At 44.7% G+C, this 22,685-nt stretch carries 25 protein-coding genes and 1 pseudogene; 18 read left to right on the top strand and 8 right to left on the bottom strand.

What is annotated here, in order from left to right; genetic code table 11:
- Window positions 1-99: 99 nt before the first annotated feature.
- Both R7E78_RS21505 and R7E78_RS21500 read right to left on the bottom strand, forming a co-directional pair.
- On the bottom strand, window positions 100-696 hold the full coding sequence (locus R7E78_RS21505; protein WP_042523926.1) for a tRNA-uridine aminocarboxypropyltransferase: 597 nt from the start codon (window positions 694-696) through the stop codon (window positions 100-102).
- Window positions 696-2,246, bottom strand: a complete 1,551-nt coding sequence (locus R7E78_RS21500) for a COG3650 family protein (RefSeq protein ID WP_213916224.1) — start codon at window positions 2,244-2,246, stop codon at window positions 696-698. The genes R7E78_RS21505 and R7E78_RS21500 overlap by 1 nt, the downstream gene beginning before the upstream one ends.
- A gap of 47 nt (window positions 2,247-2,293) precedes the next feature.
- On the opposite strand from R7E78_RS21500, the gene R7E78_RS21495 reads away from it, so the two are divergent.
- Window positions 2,294-2,764 (top strand): EVE domain-containing protein, encoded by a 471-nt coding sequence (locus R7E78_RS21495; RefSeq protein ID WP_318058219.1) that lies wholly within the window; start codon window positions 2,294-2,296, stop codon window positions 2,762-2,764.
- Between the two features lie 50 nt (window positions 2,765-2,814).
- On the opposite strand, the gene R7E78_RS21490 is transcribed toward R7E78_RS21495, so the two are convergent.
- Both R7E78_RS21490 and R7E78_RS21485 read right to left on the bottom strand, forming a co-directional pair.
- Window positions 2,815-3,639 (bottom strand): Cof-type HAD-IIB family hydrolase, encoded by an 825-nt coding sequence (locus R7E78_RS21490; RefSeq protein ID WP_017636084.1) that lies wholly within the window; start codon window positions 3,637-3,639, stop codon window positions 2,815-2,817.
- Between the two features lie 244 nt (window positions 3,640-3,883).
- Window positions 3,884-4,894 (bottom strand): alpha/beta fold hydrolase, encoded by a 1,011-nt coding sequence (locus R7E78_RS21485; protein ID WP_005378733.1) that lies wholly within the window; start codon window positions 4,892-4,894, stop codon window positions 3,884-3,886.
- A 65-nt stretch (window positions 4,895-4,959) separates the two neighbouring features.
- Between R7E78_RS21485 and rhtB the strand changes: the two genes are divergently transcribed.
- The 7 genes from rhtB to R7E78_RS21450 all read left to right on the top strand — a co-directional run bounded on the left by rhtB (window position 4,960) and on the right by R7E78_RS21450 (window position 11,636).
- Window positions 4,960-5,577: a homoserine/homoserine lactone efflux protein gene (gene rhtB, locus R7E78_RS21480; protein ID WP_054729573.1), complete on the top strand. Its 618-nt coding sequence runs from the start codon at window positions 4,960-4,962 to the stop codon at window positions 5,575-5,577.
- A gap of 24 nt (window positions 5,578-5,601) precedes the next feature.
- Entirely contained in the window at window positions 5,602-6,825 is a 1,224-nt protein-coding gene (locus tag R7E78_RS21475; RefSeq protein ID WP_130545165.1) for an EAL and HDOD domain-containing protein, read from the top strand.
- A gap of 154 nt (window positions 6,826-6,979) precedes the next feature.
- On the top strand, window positions 6,980-7,315 hold the full coding sequence (locus R7E78_RS21470; RefSeq protein WP_005378730.1) for a metalloregulator ArsR/SmtB family transcription factor: 336 nt from the start codon (window positions 6,980-6,982) through the stop codon (window positions 7,313-7,315).
- 42 nt (window positions 7,316-7,357) lie between these two features.
- Window positions 7,358-8,359, top strand: coding sequence for an ArsJ-associated glyceraldehyde-3-phosphate dehydrogenase (locus tag R7E78_RS21465; RefSeq protein ID WP_005383630.1), 1,002 nt, complete (start codon window positions 7,358-7,360; stop codon window positions 8,357-8,359).
- Between the two features lie 13 nt (window positions 8,360-8,372).
- Complete coding sequence (locus tag R7E78_RS21460; RefSeq protein ID WP_047103991.1) at window positions 8,373-8,867, top strand: cyclin-dependent kinase inhibitor 3 family protein; 495 nt, start codon at window positions 8,373-8,375, stop codon at window positions 8,865-8,867.
- Between the two features lie 254 nt (window positions 8,868-9,121).
- The gene (arsJ, locus tag R7E78_RS21455; RefSeq protein ID WP_213901870.1) at window positions 9,122-10,339 is read left to right on the top strand and encodes an organoarsenical effux MFS transporter ArsJ; all 1,218 of its coding nucleotides are present in this window, start codon (window positions 9,122-9,124) and stop codon (window positions 10,337-10,339) included.
- A 283-nt stretch (window positions 10,340-10,622) separates the two neighbouring features.
- The gene (locus R7E78_RS21450) at window positions 10,623-11,636 is read left to right on the top strand and encodes an acyltransferase (RefSeq protein ID WP_318058218.1); all 1,014 of its coding nucleotides are present in this window, start codon (window positions 10,623-10,625) and stop codon (window positions 11,634-11,636) included.
- On the opposite strand, the gene R7E78_RS21445 is transcribed toward R7E78_RS21450, so the two are convergent.
- Entirely contained in the window at window positions 11,633-11,962 is a 330-nt protein-coding gene (locus tag R7E78_RS21445) for a DUF2500 domain-containing protein (protein WP_042523937.1), read from the bottom strand. The two genes, R7E78_RS21450 and R7E78_RS21445, sit on opposite strands and share 4 nt — an antisense overlap.
- Before the next feature lie 328 nt (window positions 11,963-12,290).
- Here R7E78_RS21445 and R7E78_RS21440 point away from each other — a divergent pair, with 328 nt between their 5' ends.
- The 4 genes and pseudogenes from R7E78_RS21440 (at window position 12,291) to R7E78_RS21425 (ending at window position 15,342) form a co-directional block, all read left to right on the top strand.
- On the top strand, window positions 12,291-12,659 hold the full coding sequence (locus tag R7E78_RS21440) for a hypothetical protein (RefSeq protein WP_005378717.1): 369 nt from the start codon (window positions 12,291-12,293) through the stop codon (window positions 12,657-12,659).
- A 1,081-nt stretch (window positions 12,660-13,740) separates the two neighbouring features.
- A complete protein-coding gene (locus tag R7E78_RS21435; RefSeq protein WP_005389670.1) occupies window positions 13,741-14,361 on the top strand; it encodes a lysoplasmalogenase in 621 nt (206 codons plus the stop codon).
- A 69-nt stretch (window positions 14,362-14,430) separates the two neighbouring features.
- Window positions 14,431-14,652 (top strand): YecH family metal-binding protein, encoded by a 222-nt coding sequence (locus tag R7E78_RS21430; protein WP_213901872.1) that lies wholly within the window; start codon window positions 14,431-14,433, stop codon window positions 14,650-14,652.
- A gap of 107 nt (window positions 14,653-14,759) precedes the next feature.
- Window positions 14,760-15,342 (top strand): annotated as a pseudogene (locus tag R7E78_RS21425) (YhgN family NAAT transporter).
- 57 nt (window positions 15,343-15,399) lie between these two features.
- Here the strand turns inward: R7E78_RS21425 and R7E78_RS21420 are convergent.
- Together R7E78_RS21420 and rsmD are read right to left on the bottom strand one after the other, a co-directional pair.
- Entirely contained in the window at window positions 15,400-15,666 is a 267-nt protein-coding gene (locus tag R7E78_RS21420; protein ID WP_005378704.1) for a DUF1145 domain-containing protein, read from the bottom strand.
- A gap of 25 nt (window positions 15,667-15,691) precedes the next feature.
- Window positions 15,692-16,291 (bottom strand): 16S rRNA (guanine(966)-N(2))-methyltransferase RsmD, encoded by a 600-nt coding sequence (rsmD, locus tag R7E78_RS21415; RefSeq protein WP_005378702.1) that lies wholly within the window; start codon window positions 16,289-16,291, stop codon window positions 15,692-15,694.
- 230 nt (window positions 16,292-16,521) lie between these two features.
- On the opposite strand from rsmD, the gene ftsY reads away from it, so the two are divergent.
- From ftsY to glpG, 6 genes are all read left to right on the top strand, one after another.
- Window positions 16,522-17,736, top strand: a complete 1,215-nt coding sequence (ftsY, locus tag R7E78_RS21410) for a signal recognition particle-docking protein FtsY (RefSeq protein WP_213904147.1) — start codon at window positions 16,522-16,524, stop codon at window positions 17,734-17,736.
- A 22-nt stretch (window positions 17,737-17,758) separates the two neighbouring features.
- Window positions 17,759-18,433: a cell division ATP-binding protein FtsE gene (gene ftsE, locus R7E78_RS21405; protein WP_005378697.1), complete on the top strand. Its 675-nt coding sequence runs from the start codon at window positions 17,759-17,761 to the stop codon at window positions 18,431-18,433.
- Entirely contained in the window at window positions 18,423-19,391 is a 969-nt protein-coding gene (gene ftsX, locus R7E78_RS21400; RefSeq protein WP_005378695.1) for a permease-like cell division protein FtsX, read from the top strand. Before ftsE ends, ftsX begins: the two co-directional genes overlap by 11 nt.
- A 176-nt stretch (window positions 19,392-19,567) precedes the next feature.
- Entirely contained in the window at window positions 19,568-20,425 is an 858-nt protein-coding gene (gene rpoH, locus R7E78_RS21395; RefSeq protein ID WP_318058217.1) for an RNA polymerase sigma factor RpoH, read from the top strand.
- A 493-nt stretch (window positions 20,426-20,918) separates the two neighbouring features.
- Window positions 20,919-21,239, top strand: coding sequence for a thiosulfate sulfurtransferase GlpE (glpE, locus tag R7E78_RS21390; RefSeq protein WP_005378691.1), 321 nt, complete (start codon window positions 20,919-20,921; stop codon window positions 21,237-21,239).
- Window positions 21,239-22,081: a rhomboid family intramembrane serine protease GlpG gene (gene glpG, locus R7E78_RS21385; protein ID WP_262607110.1), complete on the top strand. Its 843-nt coding sequence runs from the start codon at window positions 21,239-21,241 to the stop codon at window positions 22,079-22,081. The genes glpE and glpG overlap by 1 nt, the downstream gene beginning before the upstream one ends.
- A gap of 63 nt (window positions 22,082-22,144) precedes the next feature.
- Here glpG and R7E78_RS21380 read toward each other — a convergent pair whose 3' ends face one another.
- A complete protein-coding gene (locus R7E78_RS21380) occupies window positions 22,145-22,555 on the bottom strand; it encodes a flagellar basal body-associated protein FliL (protein ID WP_005378687.1) in 411 nt (136 codons plus the stop codon).
- Window positions 22,556-22,685: the final 130 nt, after the last annotated feature.

Here is a 22,685-nt window from a genome sequence, read left to right as displayed (position 1 = left end):
GGCGCTGGACTAAACAAAGGCCCCCTTTTAGGGGGCTCACACAAAGCCACCTTCTTTAGAAGGTGGTAATTTACTTGGTTCTTCTACTGAGCTTAATGGTTAACGCTTAAGAGCGTGTCCACTCTTTTCAGCTTGGAACAGAGCGAGGTAATGGGCAAAAAAGCGCTGCATTTGTTGTTGGTTGTTTTGTTCTCCAAGTTGCCCGAGCAAATGTGCAGCGACTTCAAACGTACACAAATTACCTTGTTGTTGGTTGCGTCGCAGCTGATATTGGGAGTCCGCCGACGCAGACAATCCCATAGTAGGGATACCTTCTAACCAACGGCTCTTATTGATCATCTTGCGCGCCTCTTGCCAGGTGGCATCTAAAATAATAAACAGCGGAGTTTTGGTTTGTTGCTGGCTTTGGAGTACCACATGTTCGAGTGTGATACTTTCTTCACAGGGGAAGAGCAACACCGGATACCGCGACGGATCAGCTAATAGAGTGAGCAATTCTGCTGGTGGCTGTTTGCGATCCCAGATTACTCGCTCAATGTTGAGTTGGCACTGCTCTAGTAGCTGGCCGGTATTAGTATCACGCTTCAGTTCATTCGGATGCATTAACAGCAGGATGTTGTGCTCACTGGTAAGTTTCGGCATTAGCGAGCACATACAATTGAATTGAAAACCGCAGGTTGGACACGGTTGTGACATTACAGACGAACTCCTTCGCGCACCGGGCTTATCCCATCAGAGAACAGACGCACACCACTGACTTGGTTCGGCGTTGCCGTTGGTGCCATGCTTGGGTTGAGTGGGTAGCTAACCCCAGTGTATTGCATCACGTGTTGAGCCGCTTTAGCTCCGCCACCGCTGACATTAAAAATCAGATCTCGCCAACCATGAGAGGTTTGTTGGCCGAGCATAATCGGGCTTTGCACTAGTGTAATGCGGCTATTAAATCGCCATTCCTTTTCGTGATGTTCAAATATCAGCAATGTACAGCCTCCGGAACCACACCAATCCAACTGTACCAATAGCTCTTCGTTACCATCGCTGTTGAGGTCGTAAGTTAGCCAACGGTATTGGTTATTGTTGGGGGTGGTTTGATGGATAAAGAAGTAGTTGCGCACCGCGGCATCTACTTTTGAATCAAACTCTGCACTAGAAGGGACGTCAGCACTACCGATGGGGTTGTTGGTGCGTTTTTCGGCTGGTTGCATGATGCCTTCATCACGAACGGTGGCAGGATAAAGGACTAAACCACCATCGGCGATTGGGTATACTAAGTTACCGACTTTTTCTTTGGTCGCTTTGAGCTGATTGCCTTCTCGAGTAAACAGTCGCTCTGACATTAGCCTTTGCTGTTGATGATGCGTCATGACAACTTGAACCTGAGACGGACTTAACTGTTGCCAGTAACCACGCTCGATTAATGGTGCTTGTCCATTGGCGTAACGGTATTTTGTTGTGGCGCTGTGGTCTGGGTTTAAGGTCATTTGTACTTCAAAGCCTTGTGATTGGGTTGAGGTCGCGACATAGGTATTAGCCCAGCCAAGCGTTGCATCGACGTTTGCAGCCATACCACAACCTTGATACGTCTCGCCATCATGTTTTAGTGTTGCTTTCCAGCCATACAAAGAATCGCTCATTGTGTCTGAGCAGAGGTTTTCTGTTAAGCGAAGCTCACCACCTTGCAGTTGATAAGTGCGCTGGCGAGGTTGAAGCTGACTGCTGTTAATCGCTAATTTTGTGGTTTGTTTGCCGATTTGCTGGAATGTTAGTCCATTAGCCTCAAAGCTTGCCGACCAAGAAGGCTCATTACCAAACACGCGAGTTGGTTTGTTTGGTTGCTGACAACGGTTTGGGTTTTCCGTTGTGAGGAAGTTCACTTGTTCCACGACAAAGTTAGCATCGAAATCAGCAGAAAACCCATCGATGCCCGGTGGGTTGAGGTGGCCGATAACCTCGCCATACATAGTCTGGTAAGGCTCGTTATTTAACTGAATTGCTCGTTGCATTTGCTGTGGTGATAGTTGCAACCAATATTGCTTGTCGCTGCCACAAGGCATGATGTATTGGCTCTCGTGACCGACGATCACTTTTCCGCGCAGCATAAAAGTTTGAGGTTGAATGGTTTCAGGCTTATCTAAGGTTGCTGGTGGAGAGGTTAGGTCAGCGGCACCAGATTGTGGCGACTGTGAACTACATGCTTGCAGAACCAGCAGGGTGGCAAGCGCCACTGGGTTTTTCAAAGCCTTCATGTTATATCTTCCTCATTATTGTTACTCAATCGGCATCGGATGGCATTATGGCATATTGGTTATTTAAAACTGAACCAGATACCTTTTCTATTGACACGCTTCGAACCCAAAAGGTTTCATGTTGGGAGGGAGTTCGTAATTATCAGGCGCGCAATATGATGCGTGACCAAGTGAAGGTGGGCGATTTAGTCCTGATTTACCACTCTTCTTGTAAACATGTTGGCGTGGCAGGTATTGCTAAAGTTGTGGGAGAAGCCTATCCCGATCATTTCCAATTCGATCCCGAAAGCGATTATTACGATCCAAAGTCAGACCCAGACAACCCGCGTTGGATTATGGTGGATGTCGAGTTTGTACGTAAAACGGCGCGAGTGATTCCGTTGTCGGTGATGAAAGCGATGCCAGAACTTGAGAACATGCCGTTGGTGAAACGTGGAAATCGCTTGTCGATTATGCCCGTGACAGAAGAAGAATGGGACGCGATTCTTGGCAAAGAGAAGCTGCCAAGTCAGCGATAAAAGAGAAGGACTGCGAATGTGCAGCCCTTCATAATTTGGAGTATTGAAGCTTACAGCAAGTGTTCTTGTAGGTAGTGTGCAACCGCATCTTCTGCATTGCTGCCAATTACTTCATTATTTGGTAGAGCTTTCATCACTTTTTCGTGTGATGTACCCATAACTAGCCCTTTACCTGCCATCGACAGCATTTCTACGTCATTCATGCCATCACCAAATGCTACGCAGTTTTCTAACGTGAGGTCGAGTTTTTTCGCTACCGCTTCAAGAGCATGACCTTTAGACACGCCAGCGCTCATTACTTCCAAACACCAAGGCGTTGAAAATGCGATGTTCAGCTTATCACCAAACTGCTCACGTAGTTTGTTTTCAAATACGACCAAACGTTCGTGGTCTTCTCCTGGATGCGTGAAGAAAACTTTCGCAATACCGTCAGTTGGGGCGTGGTCTTCATCAAATAAGACGTAAGTGAATTCATCGTGGAAGTCACGTAACGTTTCATCATCCTTGTTCATCAACCAGCTATCATTTTGATACATGTGAATAAGTATTTCTTGATCATGTTTGATCGTGTCGATCACGCCTTGTACCAGTTCCGCAGGGACATTCTCGCTGTACATTAGCTGATCTTCCTGGTCGTGCACTCGGGCACCATTCGACGTGATCATATAAGCTGGAATGCCAACTTGGCGACGGATGCTCGCAACGTCTACGTGGTGACGGCCGGTTGCAAAGACAAAGGTATAACCCTTTTCATGCAGCGCTTTTAGCGTCTCTTTTGAGTAAGCACTGAGCTGATGGTTTGGTGCGAGTAACGTGCCATCCAGATCAGAGGCAACGATTTTGGTGATCTCTTTGCAAGGTAGCGATGTGCTCATGAAGTCCTCGTAAACGGTTTGGATAGTGTGGAACAGGTGAATTGCAAACGGAGTACAGCAGACTGACTAGATCGTACTGCTCCGAATGCGGGGGAACTTGGGCCCGTAGCACTATGCGGTTAAACACTGTGTCAAAGTAGCCAAGTTCAAGCAGTGTACGCCAAAATGAGGATGAAAAAGAGGGTAAATCGATGTGTAGACATTTCCTCTTTAATCTTAGTCGTGAAATGGTCGCCTAGAGTTCTTATTGTGCTTGTTCGTTTGATGGCGATTTAGGGTCATTCATAAAGCGGAAAATCGCATCGAGCGCTTGATTACGATACTTGTCGGTCTCGAATAAGATTTCATGCTGTGCGCCTTCGATGGAAAGCAGCTCCGCGTGCGGGTTGGTTTTCCGCAATTTATCAATAAAACGCTTTTGCGCGAGGTTGCTAACAATCCGATCGTTTCCGGCTTGGATTAGGATTACTGGTATTTTGACTTGGCGAGTTAATAAAAAGCACTGCTTAGCGGCCATGAGCCCTTGCCAAACCCAGCGAGTGCTTGGCCCACCGACTTGCAGTTCCGGTTTTTCCGTATATAGGTTTCGGAACCATTGGTAGCGGCCGTAACTTTGGCTAAGTGGGTTATCTTCAAAGGGCTTAGGGAAGTAGGCCTGATGTCCTGGTGCATAGCGTGGCAAAGTCGATACCGCTGACATAATTTGTGTGACCGGAATCGCTATTGGTGATAGGTACCATGGCAGGTTAATGCCAAACATGGGCGCACTTAGAATCAAACCAGTAAAAGGGTGTTCTGGGTGAGTTTGCAGGTAACGTGTGGCGATCGCGCCGCCCATAGAGTGCGCGATGATGAAGCATTGTTGATATTCGCTAAGGTCGTGTTTTTTTACGACGATGTCCATATCATCAATATAATCAGTAAAGTCATAGACGTGACCCATATCTGAGTCAGATAATAAACGATCTGATAAACCTTGTCCGCGGTGGTCAAAGGAATAGACATCGAAACCTTGGCGGTAGAGATCGTAAAACAGCTCTTGGTATTTCCAGGAAGACTCAATGCGTCCATTTACGATGAGCACGGCTTTTTTATGCTCTGGGTTGGTTAGCTTGCACCAGTAAATGTTCTTTTTCTCAGTCCCTTTAACAAAGCCCTCTTGGCGAGTTTGCCAAAGTGCTGCGATCGGACCACCAATTGCTTGCTCAAATAATGTCTCTTGAGTATAAGTCAAAGGTGAATGGTTAGTCGCCATTAGTTGATTACCTGAAGATACGTTGTTTACGCGATGTATCATCGAAGAATTAGTGAGGAAATGCAATGGATACCCATGTCTGGTTAGCTTATGTAGTAACAGCAATCGTTTTTAGTTTGGCTCCGGGCTCTGGCACGGTGAACTCAATCAGTAATGGTTTGAGTTACGGTACCCGTAAATCACTGGGTGCCATTATTGGCTTACAAATTGGTTTAGTTATCCACATCGCGCTGGTGGGGGCGGGTATTGGTGCGCTTGTCGCGCAGTCAGCAACCGCATTTTCTGTCATTAAATGGGTTGGTGCCGCTTATCTGGTTTGGCTGGGGGTTCAGAAATGGCGCGACACATCAAGCTTAGTCGCAGCTGAAAACCACAACGAGATGTCAGGCACGGCGCTGTTGTACAAGGCAGTGTTAATTAACCTCACCAACCCTAAATCGATTGTTTTTCTGGTGGCGTTGTTCCCGCAGTTTATTGACCCGGCAAAAGACCAAATCACGCAACTGTTGGTGCTTGGCGTCACTACGGTCGTGATTGATGCGTGTGTAATGTTGGGTTACACGAGCTTGGCAGCACAAATGGGACGCTTTATTCGCTCCGATAAAATCATGGGAAAAATAAACAAAGTATTCGGTTCAATGTTCATGGGTTGTGGTGCATTATTAGCAGCTGCAAAGTCATAAGCCATTTATAGGTCCTTCTTTAGCATGAATACAACGTATGTCGCTCGCCAGCCGATCTTTAACCGAAAAAGACAGACGCTGGGTTATGAATTGTTGTTTCGAGACGGGGAGAGTAACGCATACCCTTCACATATTGATTCAAATCGAGCGACATACCGACTGATCGTCGAAAACTTCCTATCGCTGGGTACTAACCCAGTGATTGCCTCTTCTAGATGCTTTATTAACTTTCCTCATCAAAGCTTGGTGCGACGTTTGCCGCGCAGTTTGCCGAAAAACAAAATTGTCATCGAAGTGTTGGAAACGTGCCAACCTACGGATGAGCTTCTTGATGCGATTCGTGAGTTTTATCGAGAAGGTTACTTGATCGCTTTGGATGACTTCACCCTAACACCAGAATGGCGCCGTTTTTTGCCATATGTGCATATTGTGAAGCTCGACATTATGGCGATGGGGCTTGAAAAGGCCTGTGAACTGGTCAAAACACACCTTGCCAAACGCGTCAAATACCACTTTTTAGCAGAACGTGTTGAAACCGCAGAAGAGTTTGAGCAAGCGAAAGCGGCTGGCTTTAAATTTTTCCAAGGTTATTTTTTTAGCAAGCCACTCGTCTCGCAGACTAAATACGTCAGTCCTGAGCAAGTGTTGGCATTGCAACTGTTTCGTGAAGTTTGTGCTCCTGAGCCTGACTTTACTCGTATCGAGTCCATCATTACGCAAGATGTCGCGTTGTCGTATAAATTATTGCGTTTTGTAAATACGCAAGCGCCGAATTTGGCTGTCGAAATCAGCTCTTTTCGTCAGGCATTGATTTATCTTGGCCAGGATAACCTTAAGCAGTTTGTCTCTTTGGTTGTGGCATCGTATATCTCCAGTAACAAGCCTCGAGAGCTGTATCACCTTTCATTGCAACGAGCTCAATTTTGCCAATTGATGTCGCGCTATCAGCCATTCTCTCATCTCAACGAACAAGGTTTCATGGTTGGTTTGCTGTCGATTCTAGATGCGTTGCTGGATCTTTCGGTGGAATCTTTAGTTAGGCAGTTACCGCTTAGTCATTCAGTACAACAAGCGCTATTACATCGCAAAGGGGTTTATGGTGCACTTATTTCCCTTGAAGAGTGCTACGAGCGTGCCGATTGGTCAGGGGTTGAAAAAATCACGATGCAATTGGGGTTGCCTTTAGAGGAAGTGAAGCTCTCCTTAGGTGAAGCGGTTCGCTGGAGTCAAAGCGTCGCGACTGCATAATTTCTGGTCTTATCTTTTATCTCTTTGAATCTCTCTCTTTACAATCAAGCTGTTCGTTAGATGTGAAACTTTTATGACGATGGACGGTTTCCTCTTGACGATATACCTTAATTAAATAAACATATACGCATATCCATATATAGGTATGTTCATTATGCTTCCACATCAGTTTTTTAAGCTGTTATCCGATGAAACACGCGTACGTTGTTTAATGCTCGTGGCCCGTGAAGGTGAAACTTGCGTTGGTGATTTGGCGTTTGCTCTGCAAGAGAGCCAGCCGAAAGTTTCTCGTCATCTTGCTCAGTTACGATCCAGTGGCATCTTGGTGGATAAACGCCAAGGACAATGGGTGTATTACGAGTTATCACAGCAATTACCAGGTTGGATGCGAAAGTTAATTGAAGACTTAGTGGCATCAAACTGTTTGAAGCAGGAATACCAAGACGACATCACACGCTTACATGATAAAAGTCGTGAGGCTTGCTGTTAACAGCGAATAGAGATTCAAGGTAGAAGATTAGAGGGTAAAACTATGACAATTAAAGTAGGAATTAATGGCTTTGGCCGAATTGGTCGCTTAGCGCTGCGAGCGGCATTTGATTGGCCAGAATTGGAGTTTGTGTTAATCAACGATGTCGCAGGTGACGCCGCTACGCTTGGTCACTTATTAGAATTCGATTCAGTGCAAGGTCGTTGGCATCATGGAGTTCAGGTCGAAGGCAGTGAGCTCGTCATCAACGGCAAGCGTGTCGCCACGACTCAACAACGCGATATCGATGCGGTGAACTGGTCTGATTGTGATGTTGTGATTGAAGCGACAGGCGTACATCGCAAAACATCATTCCTAAATAAATACCTAGAGCAAGGCGTAAAACGTGTCGTGGTAAGCGCACCTGTGAAAGAAGAAGGTATCGCGAACATTGTGGTGGGCGTGAACGACCATATTTTCGACCCTGAAAAACATCGTATCGTGACAGCAGCTTCGTGTACGACTAACTGTATCGCACCTGTGGTTAAAGTCATTCATGAGAAATTGGGTATCGAACAATCTTCTTTTACGACCATTCACGACCTGACGAATACGCAAACTATTTTAGATGCGCCACACAAAGATCTACGCCGTGCAAGAGCATGCGGCATGAGCCTTATCCCGACCACGACGGGTAGCGCGAAGGCGATTGTCGAAATTTTCCCAGAATTAAAAGACAAAATTAATGGTCATGCGGTTCGCGTACCTCTAGCAAACGCATCGTTAACAGACATCATTTTTGATGTGAAGCGTGATACCACAGCAGAAGAAGTGAATGCACTGTTAAAAGAAGCATCTGAAGGTGATTTGAAAGGCATCCTTGGCTTCGAAGAGCGTCCTTTAGTTTCTATCGATTATAAAGGCGACCAACGTTCAACCATCGTTGATGCGCAATCAACCATGGTTGTGGGTTCTCGTATGGTTAAGATTTACGCTTGGTACGATAACGAAATGGGTTATGCAACGCGCACAGCAGAGCTGGTTCGTAACGTTGGTTTGGCTTAAAAAGGGGGTCACAATGTCTCATCCTACATGGCAATTAGATTTGGACTCCGGTGCTTTAATCTTAACACCGTGCCCAGGAACGAAAGGTGTCGATTTGCATGCGTCGTTAGAACAGTTGAAAGAGCAGGGTGTTCAAGCGGTCGTTACTGCATTAGATGATAGTGAATTAGCTGCGAAGAATGTCTCTGCATTGGGTGAAGCCACTCAGCAACTGGGTATGAAATGGTTCCAGATCGAGATTGAAGACGACTGCGCACCAGATGAAGAATTTGCGACGAAGTGGCAACAAGCCAGTCCGGAACTGCACGCGATTCTTGCTCAAGGTGGCAAAGTTGCGATGCATTGCATGGGTGGTTCGGGGCGCACAGGTTTGTTCGCTGCTCACCTACTCCTAGAAAAGGAATGGCAGTTAGAAGATATCGTGCGAGAAGTGCAGGCATTGCGCCCTGGTGCATTTACAAAACCTGTGCAAGTTGAGTACATCGAACGCGTGGCTCAAGACACTTGATCAGCTTAAATAGCTTTTGGTTCATTATGATCCAAAAGCTAAATTCGAGCTTCTTCAGGATACGACTGTTTACAAAAAATGCCATTAACATTAACTAATCAATTGTTTTTAAAATGTATTTTGCTTTTTATTGATGTTGGGGCATTTTTTGAAAATCACAGTAACATTGTATTGGTCAATGTTGCTGTACAGGTTAGGAAGCATTTAGAACATGATGATCTAAATGCTTCTATCGCTGTACATATGAGGTCAATATGATTTCTCAATTAAGCAAAAGTATTCGTCAGTACATGTTAGTGACGTTTAACTATTGGAACTTTACGGTGACCGATGGCGCACTGCGTATGCTAGTGGTGCTCTATTTTCATGACTTAGGTTATTCCACGTTAGCTATTGCCTCACTGTTCCTTTTCTATGAATTTTTTGGTGTGGTGACAAACCTGGTTGGTGGTTGGCTGGGCGCAAGGTTAGGCCTTAATAAAACCATGAACATTGGTTTAGCGATGCAAGTGTTTGCGTTGTTGATGCTCGCAGTACCAAATGCATGGCTGACCATTCCTTGGGTGATGGCAGCGCAAGCTCTGTCGGGGATTGCCAAAGATCTGAACAAAATGAGTGCTAAGAGCGCGATTAAAACGCTAGTACCAGACGAGCAGCAAGGGGCGCTCTACAAATGGGTAGCGATTTTAACTGGCTCGAAGAATGCACTCAAAGGAGCGGGCTTTTTTGTTGGTGGCTTGCTGCTATCTTGGGTGGGTTTTCAAAACTCGATGTTTATTATGGCGGGTGTACTTACATTAGTGTTTGTTTGCAGCATGATCTGGCTAGAAGCGGACATGGGTAAAGCTAAGAGTCAACCTAAGTTTCGCCAAATATTCTCCAAGTCTGAATCGATAAACATTTTATCCGCAGCACGCATGTTCTTGTTTGGTGCTCGTGATGTGTGGTTTGTCGTTGCTCTGCCTATTTATCTTGGTAGCGTGTTTGGCTGGGATCACTTGTGGGTTGGTAGCTTTCTCGCTACGTGGGTCATTGCTTATGGGTTTGTGCAAGGCTTTGCGCCGCGTATTACTGGCAAAGCGCAAGGTCGTGTGCCTGATGGTAGTGCAGCATTGGTGTGGGCAGGAGTCCTAGCGTTAATTACGGCTGGTATTGCTTATGGTGTGCAAATCGGTTGGCAGCCTGAATTGGTGATTGTGGTAGGTTTGATGATTTTTGGCGCTGTGTTTGCCATTAACTCTTCGCTGCACTCGTACTTGATAGTGAGCTACGCTAAAGGCGATGGCGTCTCGTTGGATGTTGGTTTTTACTACATGGCCAATGCGATGGGACGCTTGATTGGCACGGTATTATCGGGTTGGATCTACCAAGAGGCTGGTCTTGCAGCGTGCTTATGGGTTTCTTTTGCTTTCTTGGCACTGACGACGCTGATTTCAATTAAGTTGCCAAAAGCTGATGTTGCTACTGCGTAACTATCCCCAGTATCGCTATCTGTCGATGGTATAAATGGCTCCAAATCGGAGCCATTTTTGTTTCTTATGCGCCGTTTGCTGTAATCAGATTGTGTCGGTTTGGCATCGAGAGTGAATACTGATGCTTGGTTTTTGGTTCTCGTTAAGTGATTAGAGTGGTGATGAAATCCCCGTTGTAGGTCATTGTTGAGTTAAAAATAAGCAAAAACAGATTGTTAACCATTTCACTGGTTGAGATTTACCCTATGCTATAAACGATAAGCGACTCAAAGTAGGGAAAGGTATGAGAGAAAGGGTTCTGTTTTTTGATTTATTGCGCGGCTTCGCAGCGGTAGCAGTGATCGCCATTCACGTCTTGGCACCGTATCGAAATGAGTTAGGAGTGATTCCATTTGACCAATGGCTGACAGCGGTAGGCGTGAATAGCGTAACCCGCTGGGCAGTGCCAGTTTTTATTTTGATCACCGGAGCGCTAATGCTCAGTGACACTCGACCATTTGACGGTAAGTATTATATCAAAAGGCGTTTGGGCAAAGTTTTAGTTCCATTTCTTATTTGGTCGATGTTTTATGCATACCTTTCAGGTTGGACTTCTCAAGGCTTTGATTTTGAAACCGTAAAAGAGGTATTAAGCAATAGCCCATTCCACGCAACGTATTACCATCTCGGCTTTTTCTATTACTTTATACCACTGTATTTTGTGATTCCGCTGTTTCAATGGATGGTACGCAACGTGGATGACAACGTCTTGTATACCTATCTCGCATTTTGGCTTTTCACCAGCACACTGTTCTTGTTCAAGATTGATGGCCCTTGGAGTAATCAGATGTGGCTTTATATGGGTTACCTTCCACTGGGGTATGTTTTATTTCAAAAGGTACCTTCGAATCGCTCTATGGTGACCTTATTTGTTGGGCTAGGACTCGTGGCGTTGGCAGTGACCTTTACGATGGTTGTGACAAATAGCTTAGAGGCGGAGAAGTATACGGTTGGGCGCTGGCTCTCTTATAAAACACTGAATGTGATTCTAGCGGCTTCGATGATTTTTATGATCGGGCGTTACTTCGGTGAAGGCTTATCACCAAAAGTACAAAAAGTGGTTAGTGTGATCAGTCAGCACAGCTTAGGGATTTACTTACTTCACCCTATTTTCTTATGGCCGATGAAAGAGTTCGGTTGGTACACAGGACATCCTGCGTGGGTGATTCCAGTCTGGATCGTTCTAAGTGGAGCTGGAGCCTTGGCGATGAGCTATCTCTTTTCTCGTTCTGCCAAGACTCGTTGGTTACTGCCTTAACGTTTGATAGCGAAGTGAAGGAACTTGCTGCCGCGATAGGTCAGTGTTCCCTTATCTCCAGGGTTGAGTGCATGGTAGTAATGCACTCCAATTTGGAATTCACGCTTTGGACCGATAGAACCACGTTGAACGTAAATCCAATACTCTTGATCGTCTTGACCTGGTGGTGCGTTTGGTATGTCTATCGCTTGTTTATCTAAAACCGTTACCTGCGCGCTTTGCTCTGGAGCGTCTTCGCCCACATAGTGCTTACTATAAAAACGGAAAAACACCCACGCGCCCAAGGCAATAAGGGCGAATAGGGCGACAATAAGTGAGATTGGCATATTAACCTCCAATGTTTTATCGGGTCCCATTCTACAGAACTCGCTGACGAAACGATGAGTTGAGGTAACTTATTCATAATCTAATGAAAGGGACATGAAATTTATTCGGCGCACTTCACGGTTTATCTCAATGGGGACGCGATGAAATCGTCGCTTCATCTGCAAGCGAAGTCACTAAAGCTGAACGAAGCGGCTTTCACTTGTGAGGCTATATGAGCTCAAGGGCACAAATTGAAAGTAAAATTGCACTTAACGGCTCGAAAAAGCTCTAAATTTATAGAAGAATAAAAATAATGAACATAGGAAGGGTCTGGTAAGGAGGGTTACGATGTCAGATATTGAAAAAGTAGTCATGCGTACCCGAACGATCGAAAAACTTTTGCGTACTCAGTACCATGCAGAAGGGAAAGGGTTGCACCAACTTATTAATAGTTGTGAAGAACGTTTACCGCATGACGTGATAGCAAAGCTTCGATTCATCGCAACCGTGCGTAACAAAGTGGTGCACGAAGACGATTACAAGCTGGATGATCGTAAAGGCTTTATGGCGGCATGTGATGCTTGTGAAAAAGAGCTGACACCAAGAAGCTCTCGCTTTATTTGGCGTACAGCAATTTTGCTAATGACGTTGATTACGCTGGCCGCTCTTGGTTTCTACTATATGCACTGGGATATTTTGTCTAAGCACATTCAGTAGAGCTATACAGATAAATAAAAAAGGACGCATTTGCGTCCTTTTTTATTTTAAATCATTGGGTTAGTACATCATTGGCAGTGTCATTAAACCCACAACCACTGCAATCATAACCAGCCCTTGTTTTTGAGAAGATGAAATCATAACACTACCCCTTAATCTTTGATGAACTCGATGAATTTAATATAGCACTGTTTTTGGGGTTTGATCAACATATGCTCGTTAATCTTTTCAAAAACCACACTTAACTTGTCTGGTTTTACGTGATTCTGACTAATGAAACTATGTTTTTTGTCCTGTATTTAAAGTGTTCACATTGTTTTGTTTTTATCCTTTATTGTTTTAACTATTTGATTTTATAATGTTAAATGGTTTGTGGTGTTGGCTTTGTAATTGTTTTTTGTTTCGAATGGTATGTTGGGTCTTTATTTTGTCTGTATTTCTCAAAAATTGAGAAAATTAAAAAATGTGCTATGAGGTTACATCGTCAAATCGAAAGCATGGAGTGAGATTTTCTTACCTTATGAGAAAATATGGGCTTCAAAAGTGTTTAGTGATTTTATGGTTTATGAAGTCCGCACTTTTATCTGTTATTGAAATTATGATTTTATTTATCATTGACTTACTTTTCTTGTCTGATATTTTTTTTACTGAATTAAGGTCAGTTTTCTTAGTTTTTACCCCTAATCATCAGTAGTTCCTCCTCTCTTAGAGCGCTACTAAGACTATTTTCTATTTTGTGTCTGTTATTTATTCTTGTTGCCTGCATTGCATACATCCTGGTGGTTTAATCGTCAGTTTGTGAAATGGCGGCTTACCTGGAGCACTTATCTGTTTTTCAGTTAAATAGTTTTAGAAAGCGCTGGTTATTGTGTCGTGTGATTTGATGGGTTCGGCTGATGAGCAAAGCTTGGCCCCAATGTTTAGTGGCATCATTCAGGCTCATCGGCTTTATTATTACGTAGGCTGAGGGTTACAAAATGTTTCGAATCGCTAGCGAGATCCAACTTTCGTAGATTGTGTCTTTACATCAAAACTGGTCTACCTAGACTAGCGGCGAGTTTAAGTAAAAGGTGTATACTGCATGTGGAGTTGGCTGGCGATAGGGCTATCAGGTGTGTATTCCGTGTTGGGAGCAAAGCAAGCTAACCCGACACAATCCCTCGTGTTTAAAATCTTTACTCTGCTACTTCTTCTTGTGTTGGTGTTAACTCAAGGTGCATCCGCAACATATACCTACTGGATTGCGGGTGGGCTTATTGTGTCTATGGTGGCAGATACGCTGCACTCGTTTAAAACTCGTAAGCTAATCTATTTTACGGCTTATCTGGTTGCCCAGGTATGCTACAGCAAGTCATTTTGGGTGCAGCTTAATGGTGAGATTGTCTGGTGGCTGTTGGCCCTGCTGCTTGCAGCGAGTATCGTGGCGTTCTTTTTGTTGCTACCTCAACTCGACTCTCTGGTATTCCCCGTTGTGATCATGGGGATGATGCTGGTTCAACTTGCTTGGGCAGCCGGTGAAGTTTGGTTACAAGTGCCGAGTTACGCCAATGCTATCGGCTTTAGCGGAACCTTAGTTCTCATCTATTCGGCGCTGGCATACGCGATACACGGTTATCGAAAACCGATGAAACACGCCTATTTGTGGGTGAGTGGTAGTTACTTTTTTGCTCATGCCCTCATTGTTGCCTCAATCATTTACTAATTTAAGTCAAAGCAGCTCTTGAGGATTTCAGTAAACTGAACGCATTGTTCTTAATAACTGGAGTCAATAATGAGTGAAATCCATGCTCACGAGCTGCTAAACCTACTTACAGAAACGCCAATGGATCGCGAAGCCCTCACACAGCACTTTGGCGCTAGCGTTCGCTTTCACACCTGTAAACTGAATGATCTAGACTTAGATGCATTACTAGCATTTTTGCTCAAGCGCGACAAAATTCGTGAGCTTGAAGGTAAGTTTGTGGTCAATATGGCGCGAGTTTGTAATCACTAAAACGGCGGCTAAGATCGAGGGTGAATATGGTGTTTTCGCCCTCAGTCATATACTCATGTTGTCAGTTTGCTATACACTGGCCGCCATTTTTTAGGTGAGGCCAGAATATGGACATTCTTTCTGCAGCGACCATGCTGTTTCTAATCATGGACCCTCTCGGTAACTTGCCGATTGTGTTGTCTATTCTCAAACATATCGATCCCAAGCGTCGTCGTAAGGTATTGATTCGTGAACTACTGTTTGCCTTACTGATCTTGATGCTATTTCTCTTTGCAGGACAAAGCATCTTAAGTTTTTTGCATGTCCAGCCAGAAACGCTCAGCATTTCAGGTGGCATTATTCTCTTCATTATTGCGATTAAGATGATTTCCCGAGTGCTGGCAGCATTACTGGACTGGCAGCAGGCGAGGAGCCCTTTATGTTCCGATGGCCATTCCTATGATCGCGGGCCCTTCAGTGATTGCAGCCTTGCTTTTACTGTCTTCGCAACATCCAGAGAAAATGTTGGAAATGTCAGCATCAGTCGTAATTGCGTGGGGCGCAACATTTTTTATACTGATGTTTTATGGCTTCTTTAATCGCTTGTTGGGTGAACGTGGCTTGAAGGCGGTAGAACGCTTAATGGGCTTGTTACTGGTGATGATCTCCACTCAAATGTTCTTGGATGGTGTAAAAAGTTACATTGGGTGACGAACGAAACGCAGAAAAAAAGCCGCTCACAAGAGCGGCTTTTTCGTATCTGAGCGATTACATCATGTGTTTACGACGAATATCGAGTAGGGCAAAAATACCAAAAATCAGGATTGAATATTTTTCCCAACTGCTCATTTTTATTTTGTCGCCAAATGCACCAATGAAGATGGCCATTTGTAAACCGTGCATGATGAACAAAAAAGCGGTCATGATGTATAGCGCAATCGCGGCATTGCCGGGAAAGGGCATAAAAATATTTAGGATTAATACTAACCAAACAAAGGCGATAGCCGCTTTGGCCAGCATAATTAGTGCTTTCATTTAAGTATCCTTTTAAATCGAGGCGTTATGCGGAGGTACGTTCGTACAGACGATAGCTCACTTGGCCTGCTGTTTTTTCTCGATGTAATTGCCAGTTTTCTGGTAAGTCGGCAATATTGAGTTCTTTTTCTGTTTCAATATAAATCATCGCATCTTCCGCGAGCCAGCCATTTTGTTCTAGCAGAGCCACGGTCTCATCCAATAGACCTTTGCGAAACGGTGGGTCAATAAACACCACATGGTGAGCAGAACCCGGTTGCTTCAAAAAACTCAGTGCGTCGGTATTTACCACTTGGATGTTGTTCGCGTTAAGAGAGGCAACATTCTTTTGTAACTGTTGGAAAGCTTGTGGGTTTAGCTCAACCATGGTCACTTGCTCTGCTTGGCGCGAAGCTGACTCAAATCCCAAGCCGCCAGAGCCAGCAAACAAGTCGAGACATTTTGCCTGTGGTACATCTTGAGCTAACCAGTTAAACAGCGTTTCTTTGACGCGATCTGTCGTGGGGCGTAAGCCTTCAGCATCGTGTACAGGAAGTTTTCTGCCTCTCCATAAGCCACTAATAATGCGAACAAAGCCCGTTGTTGGCTTTTTTTGTGATGAGTTTTGCTGGCGACGTCTTACCATAGATTTTTTGACCGCTAATAAAGTGATACTATATCTAATCGCCCAAGCAATGAGCTTGGAGCTTGGATACAGCCCAGAATATTCAAGATGACAGAGTGTAACACTAATAAGATTAGAATTACCTAATCGGAAAGTTTTCAGAACTTTGTCATTAGCCTTTTTTAGACAGATAATAATCTTGTCAAAAAAGAGTCATTAATAGATAAAAGAACAATCTAGGATAGCCCCAGATGACGGAAAAAAAGAAGCGCGGATTACTTTCGTGGCTAGGTTTTGGTGACGAAGAACAAAGCCCAAAACCAAAAACTGAAGAAACAGTAAAAGAAGAAGCAGTGGAAGCGCCTTCTGAAGAGCAGCAAACCGAAGCGGTTGCTGAGCAAGCGGAAGCAACACCAGAGCTTGAAGAAGAAGAGAAACAATCAGAGGCTGCCCCAGCAGAAGCAGAAGCAGAAGCAGAAGCAGAAGCAGAAGAGCCAGAAGTCGTATCGGCCGCGCCTCGTGTTCAAGAACAAGAAAAGCCAACAGAAAGCTTTTTTGCTCGTCTTAAACGCAGCCTAAGCCGAACAAAAGCAAATATTGGTGCTGGCTTCTTCGGTCTGTTCAGCGGTAAGAAAATCGATGAAGACTTATTTGAAGAGCTAGAAGAGCAACTGCTTATTGCTGATGTGGGCATGAATACCACAACAAAAATCATCAACAACCTGACAGAAAAAGCCACACGTGGCGATCTGAAAGACGGCGAAGCCCTTTATGGTTTGTTGAAAGAAGAAATGGCTGAGATTCTTTCTAAAGTCGAACAGCCACTAGAAATCGATAGCAACAAAACGCCTTACGTCATCTTGATGGTGGGTGTAAATGGCGTGGGTAAAACCACGACCATCGGTAAGCTAGCGAAGCAGTTCCAAACTCAAGGCAAAAAAGTGATGCTTGCAGCGGGCGATACTTTCCGTGCCGCAGCGGTTGAGCAGCTACAAGTGTGGGGTGAGCGTAATAATGTTCCTGTGATTGCTCAACATACTGGCGCAGACAGTGCCTCTGTTATCTATGATGCGATTGAAGCGGCAAAAGCACGTGGTGTGGATGTCGTGATTGCTGATACAGCAGGTCGTCTACAGAACAAAGCGAACCTAATGGAAGAGCTGCGTAAGATTGTACGTGTGATGAAGAAAATTGATGACTCTGCACCACATGAGATCATGCTAACGCTTGACGCAGGTACAGGACAAAATGCCATTAGCCAAGCGAAACTTTTCAGTGATGTTGCCCCTCTAACCGGGATTACTTTGACTAAGCTGGATGGTACAGCCAAGGGCGGCGTAATTTTCGCTATTGCTGATCAGTTCGGTATTCCAATTCGTTACATTGGTGTGGGTGAAGGTATCGAAGACTTGCGTCCATTTGAAACTCAAGAGTTTATTGACGCACTGTTTAGTCGTGAAGAATAAAAAGAGTTAGAGGAAATCAACGGTGATCAAATTTCAGCAAGTAAGCAAAGCTTACCGAGGTGGTCGACAAGCACTGCAAAAAGTCGATTTTCACCTGAGGCGCGGTGAAATGGCGTTTTTAGGCGGACATTCCGGGGCTGGTAAAAGTACCTTGCTGAAATTGATCTGCGCGATAGAGCGACCAACCGATGGCAAAATCCATTTTAATGGCCACGACATCACGCGTATTCCAGGCAAAGACATCCCTTTTTTGCGCCGCAATATTGGGATTGTTTTTCAAGATCATCGCCTATTGATGGATCGCAGTGTGTACGACAATGTCGCTCTACCAATGCGTATCGAATCGATTTCTGAAAACGAAATCAAACGCCGTGTTTCTGCGGCGTTAGATAAAACGGGCTTACTCGATAAAGCTCGTTGTCTACCTAGTCAACTTTCTGGTGGTGAACAACAGCGCGTCGGTATTGCCCGTGCTGTGGTTAATCGACCAACGTTGCTGGTGGCTGATGAGCCTACGGGTAACCTTGACCCAGAATTATCCAACCGTGTGTTGCGTCTATTCGAAGAATTTAACCGTGCGGGCGTGACTATACTACTTGCCACGCACGATGTGGGGTTAGTAAACACTCGCCCACAGTATCGTCATTTTGAATTGAACCAAGGCTTCCTAAGTGAGGTAGAAGACTATGGCAGGTAACAAGCACTCCCAAAAGAAGGGGAAAGGCCGCAGTGCCAAGCGTGCGAATACCGATGGTTTTTTCTCTGTCCACGCAAAACAAGCTAAATCCTCTTTTAGCGCCTTATGGCAACGACCACTAGGCAACATTCTGACCCTAGCGGTCATCTCCATGGCACTTGCCATGCCAGCTTGTTTGTATCTATTGGGGAAAAACGTTGCGGGGGCAGCGGAAGATGTCGCTTCTCCTTCACAAGTTAGTGCTTACTTAGTTGAAGGCATGCCGGATGCGCGAGTGATGGTTCTCAAAGATCAAATTGAAACTTGGCCTTTGGTAAAAGAGGTAGAATATATTTCACCGCAACAAGGTCTATCTGATTTAAGCCAATATGCAGGGTTCGACCAAGCTATCAGTCTTTTAAGTGGCTATGCGCTACCTGGTGTGTTGGTGATTACGCCAGATTCGGAGCTAAAAAGTGATATTCAGTCATTAGCCAAAGACGTTCGAGAGCAACAAGATGTGACCGACGTGAGACTTGACGAAGACTGGCTGGCGCGTCTTGATGCCATCAAAACTCTCGCGAGTATTATTGTCATTACCCTGACAGTACTGATGCTCGGTGCGGTATTTTTAATCGTTGGCAATACATTGCGATTTAATGTGCTGGCGAATAAAGAAGAGATTCAAACCATGAAACTGATCGGTGCGACGGACAGTTTTATTCTGCGCCCTTACTTGTACACAGGCATGTGGTTTGGCGTGTTAGGTGCCACTATTGCGTGGTTGGTAACGGCTTTAGTGACCATTGTCATGAATAGTGCGGTGGAAGACCTTGCTGCGTTGTACGATAGCCAGTTCCGCCTGATTGGTCTAAGTTGGGATGAATCTTTGTTATTAATCATCATTGGGAGTCTTTTGGGATGTATTGCGGCGCGTTTTTCTGCGCAACGACATTTAAAAGAAATTGAACCAGTTTAAGTGATGGCGGTCTTATTACTTGGATTTCATTAGCACTAGCTAATTTTGAACCCTTGCTTAGACCAAATGTTTATGGATAATTGCTTCCCCTTCTTGAAACTTGTTCATTTTGAGTTCAAGATATCGAAGCTAAATTGCAATGTAATGCTCCAGATCAGAGATTGATGAGGAATTGAATGACAAAAGAAGCGTATCCGATGGCTCTAGTCACGCAAGATAGCCTTGATAGCTATATTCGCTCAGTAAACAGCTACCCAATGCTGACTGCAGACGAAGAGCGTGAGCTGGCAGAACGATTACACTATAAAGGTGAGATTGAGGCTGCAAAAGGTCTAATTCTTTCGCACCTACGATTCGTTGTTCACGTTGCTCGTGGTTACTCTGGCTACGGTTTGCCGATGGCGGATCTTGTGCAAGAGGGTAACATCGGTCTAATGAAAGCCGTTAAGCGTTTTAACCCAGAAGTAGGGGTTCGCTTGGTTTCTTTTGCTGTCCACTGGATCAAAGCAGAGATCCACGAATACGTGCTACGTAACTGGCGTATCGTGAAAATTGCGACCACTAAAGCGCAACGTAAATTGTTCTTCAACCTGCGTAAGTTGAAAAAGCGCTTGGGTTGGTTTAACAACGGTGAAGTGGAAACCGTTGCGCGCGAGTTAGGTGTTGAGCCTTCTGAAGTTCGCGAGATGGAATCACGCTTAGCGGCGGTGGATTCAACCTTTGATATGCCAACTGATGAAGACGACAGTTCAAACGCTTACACAGCGCCGATGCTATACCTAGAAGACAAATCGTCTGATGTGGCCGACAACATTGAAGCCGCCAACTGGGAAATGCACACCAACAATCGCTTGGGTCATGCATTAGCGAGTTTGGATGAGCGTAGTCAGCGCATCGTGCGTTCTCGTTGGTTAGATGATGAGAAAGCAACATTGCAAGACTTAGCTGATGCGTTCGGTGTTTCTGCCGAGCGTATTCGCCAGCTAGAAAAAAATGCAATGAAGAAACTAAAATTGGCCGTGGGTGAATTTTAATTTCCACTGCTAATTGAAAGTAAGATTTTCACAGAAAGCCGAGATCATGTGATCTCGGCTTTTTTATTGTCGATCGAAAATCGATAGCGTTTGCGATCCGGATTTTATGTGCTACCTGTGTATAACTCTGTGAAGTAATTATTTATCAACTGTTCGAAACCCGGACAAAATAAGGGATTCAAGCACTTTTCCATCTGGGGATAGTTATAGATATACACACAGTTAGATCAGGATCATCACTACATATTGTGGATCAAAAGATCCAAATACACTTTATCAACGCAATTCACAGCTTTATCCACAAATGGTTGGAATGTGTACACTTTTGAAAACCCTGATTATCCATGTGTCTAAGTTTGCCGTTGGATAGGTTACAATAGCGGCAGTATACCCAAGCAACTTCAAATATGGATTTTATGCTGTACCACGGGTGCTGATTAGTACGTTAGGTTCGAGGTTGCTTGGGTATATTAATAAGACAATGAGAAAGTAAATGGATCAGTTTAAGCATATCGATGTACAAGGTGCGCAAGCGCTGCTCGAGCAGGGTGATGCGAAGCTTGTAGATATCCGTGACCCTCAATCGTTTGCCGTTGCGCATGCGGAGTCCGCGTATCATTTAACTAACGATACGATCGTTGCGTTTATGGATGAAGTGGAGTTCGAACAACCTATTCTAGTGATGTGTTACCACGGCATTAGTAGCCAAGGTGCAGCGCAATATTTGGTTAACCAAGGCTTTGAACAGGTGTACAGTGTAGATGGTGGCTTTGAAGCCTGGCATCGAGCAGAACTACCGATAGTGAGAAGTTAATGAAGAGATTGGTAACGTTAAATAATCCACGTATGGCGCAAGCCTTTATTGATTATATGGCCTCTCGCCAAATTGACATCGAAATGATGCCAGAAGGAGATGGGCAGTTTGCGCTGTGGCTGACTGATAGCCAGCATGAAATAGAAGCGGAAGCCGAACTTAAGCAGTTCCTTGCTAATCCGTCTGATTCAAAATACAGCGCCGCCTCGTGGGACGTTGCCGATACTCGTAAGAGCACATTTCATTATTCCAACCCGAGTATCATAAGCATGGTCAAAGCGAAAGCTGGCCCCATGACTTTGCTGATCATGACAGTCTGTATCATCATCTACTTGTTACAAATGTTTGGCTTTGGCAATGGCGTGTTTAAGTTGTTGCACTTCCCGGCTTTTGAGGGGCAACAATGGCAAGTGTGGCGATGGCTAAGTCATGCGTTACTGCACTTTTCAGTAACTCACATCGTGTTTAACTTACTATGGTGGTGGCAGTTGGGTGGCGACATCGAACGTCGTCTCGGTTCCGGTAAGCTATTGCAACTCTTTGTGGTGTCGGCAGCGCTTTCAGGGGCAGGCCAGTTCTATGTTGAAGGGGCTAACTTCGGCGGCTTGTCTGGCGTGGTCTATGCACTGCTTGGTTATTTGTGGATACTGGGTTACCGCTTGCCACATTTAGGCCTTACGCTACCCAAGCCAATCATCGTCTTTATGTTGGTATGGTTAGTTCTTGGTTTTGTGCAGCCATTTATGGCGATTGCAAACACCGCTCACTTAGTTGGGCTACTGTCGGGGATGGCGATTGCGCTGTTTGATTCAGGCAAGATGAAATACCAACAGCAAGCCTAAAGCTGATGAAATGAAAAGACCGCTCAAGAGCGGTCTTTTTTTATGTTCAAAACGGATTTGGGTTTATTGATAAAGGTATTTTGTAAACAACAAATCGGCAATGATGGTTTTACCTGTTTCAGGCAAAAGCGTTTCGTTGAGGGTCGTCACTAAAGTTTTGCGCAGATCTTCTCGGCCAGAAAGGGACTTAATCGTATCTTCTGTTTGCTTACCCAATAATTCAATCACTGCATCGCGAATCAAAGGTTGGTGATGCTCAACAACTGATAAATCTTGTTGACTCATTACCATGATGTCGATGCGCACTTGCACATAACCTAACTTTTTGCCTTTGGTGTAAAAGTTAGTAGTGAGGTCAGGCTCTAGGGTAAAGTATGCCAACTTAGGTCCAGCTTCTTCCGTTTCAGCCCAACTTGGTGCGGCGAATAGTATGGTTAACGCAAAAATAATTTGGGCTATATAACGTTTGTACATATTTCTAACTTTTCTTTCTCTGGATCGCGATATTCGAATCGCTTCAGTCTTGATACAATGGGCCGTCTATAACAAATAACGGAACTTACGGTTACATACATTACTATGGACGGTAAGTTGTTGCTTTATT

The sequence above is a fragment of the Vibrio sp. YT-19(2023) genome (genome assembly GCF_033337395.1).
This window is presented reverse-complemented; position numbering and strand designations above follow the sequence as displayed.

What these genes read in the sequence shown, in the direction of transcription:
- R7E78_RS21505 (WP_042523926.1), bottom strand. Translation starts at nt 696, where the DNA reads ATGTCACAACCGTGTCCAACCTGCGGTTTTCAATTCAATTGTATGTGC.
- R7E78_RS21475 (WP_130545165.1), top strand. Translation starts at nt 5,602, where the DNA reads ATGAATACAACGTATGTCGCTCGCCAGCCGATCTTTAACCGAAAAAGA.
- glpE (WP_005378691.1), top strand. Translation starts at nt 20,919, where the DNA reads ATGGATCAGTTTAAGCATATCGATGTACAAGGTGCGCAAGCGCTGCTC.
- R7E78_RS21450 (WP_318058218.1), top strand. Translation starts at nt 10,623, where the DNA reads ATGAGAGAAAGGGTTCTGTTTTTTGATTTATTGCGCGGCTTCGCAGCG.
- R7E78_RS21435 (WP_005389670.1), top strand. Translation starts at nt 13,741, where the DNA reads ATGTGGAGTTGGCTGGCGATAGGGCTATCAGGTGTGTATTCCGTGTTG.
- R7E78_RS21500 (WP_213916224.1), bottom strand. Translation starts at nt 2,246, where the DNA reads ATGAAGGCTTTGAAAAACCCAGTGGCGCTTGCCACCCTGCTGGTTCTG.
- R7E78_RS21470 (WP_005378730.1), top strand. Translation starts at nt 6,980, where the DNA reads ATGCTTCCACATCAGTTTTTTAAGCTGTTATCCGATGAAACACGCGTA.
- R7E78_RS21380 (WP_005378687.1), bottom strand. Translation starts at nt 22,555, where the DNA reads ATGTACAAACGTTATATAGCCCAAATTATTTTTGCGTTAACCATACTA.
- rhtB (WP_054729573.1), top strand. Translation starts at nt 4,960, where the DNA reads ATGGATACCCATGTCTGGTTAGCTTATGTAGTAACAGCAATCGTTTTT.
- R7E78_RS21485 (WP_005378733.1), bottom strand. Translation starts at nt 4,894, where the DNA reads ATGGCGACTAACCATTCACCTTTGACTTATACTCAAGAGACATTATTT.
- ftsX (WP_005378695.1), top strand. Translation starts at nt 18,423, where the DNA reads ATGGCAGGTAACAAGCACTCCCAAAAGAAGGGGAAAGGCCGCAGTGCC.
- R7E78_RS21420 (WP_005378704.1), bottom strand. Translation starts at nt 15,666, where the DNA reads ATGAAAGCACTAATTATGCTGGCCAAAGCGGCTATCGCCTTTGTTTGG.
- rpoH (WP_318058217.1), top strand. Translation starts at nt 19,568, where the DNA reads ATGACAAAAGAAGCGTATCCGATGGCTCTAGTCACGCAAGATAGCCTT.
- ftsY (WP_213904147.1), top strand. Translation starts at nt 16,522, where the DNA reads ATGACGGAAAAAAAGAAGCGCGGATTACTTTCGTGGCTAGGTTTTGGT.
- R7E78_RS21495 (WP_318058219.1), top strand. Translation starts at nt 2,294, where the DNA reads ATGGCATATTGGTTATTTAAAACTGAACCAGATACCTTTTCTATTGAC.
- R7E78_RS21440 (WP_005378717.1), top strand. Translation starts at nt 12,291, where the DNA reads ATGTCAGATATTGAAAAAGTAGTCATGCGTACCCGAACGATCGAAAAA.
- arsJ (WP_213901870.1), top strand. Translation starts at nt 9,122, where the DNA reads ATGATTTCTCAATTAAGCAAAAGTATTCGTCAGTACATGTTAGTGACG.
- R7E78_RS21430 (WP_213901872.1), top strand. Translation starts at nt 14,431, where the DNA reads ATGAGTGAAATCCATGCTCACGAGCTGCTAAACCTACTTACAGAAACG.
- rsmD (WP_005378702.1), bottom strand. Translation starts at nt 16,291, where the DNA reads ATGGTAAGACGTCGCCAGCAAAACTCATCACAAAAAAAGCCAACAACG.
- R7E78_RS21445 (WP_042523937.1), bottom strand. Translation starts at nt 11,962, where the DNA reads ATGCCAATCTCACTTATTGTCGCCCTATTCGCCCTTATTGCCTTGGGC.
- glpG (WP_262607110.1), top strand. Translation starts at nt 21,239, where the DNA reads ATGAAGAGATTGGTAACGTTAAATAATCCACGTATGGCGCAAGCCTTT.
- R7E78_RS21490 (WP_017636084.1), bottom strand. Translation starts at nt 3,639, where the DNA reads ATGAGCACATCGCTACCTTGCAAAGAGATCACCAAAATCGTTGCCTCT.
- R7E78_RS21465 (WP_005383630.1), top strand. Translation starts at nt 7,358, where the DNA reads ATGACAATTAAAGTAGGAATTAATGGCTTTGGCCGAATTGGTCGCTTA.
- R7E78_RS21460 (WP_047103991.1), top strand. Translation starts at nt 8,373, where the DNA reads ATGTCTCATCCTACATGGCAATTAGATTTGGACTCCGGTGCTTTAATC.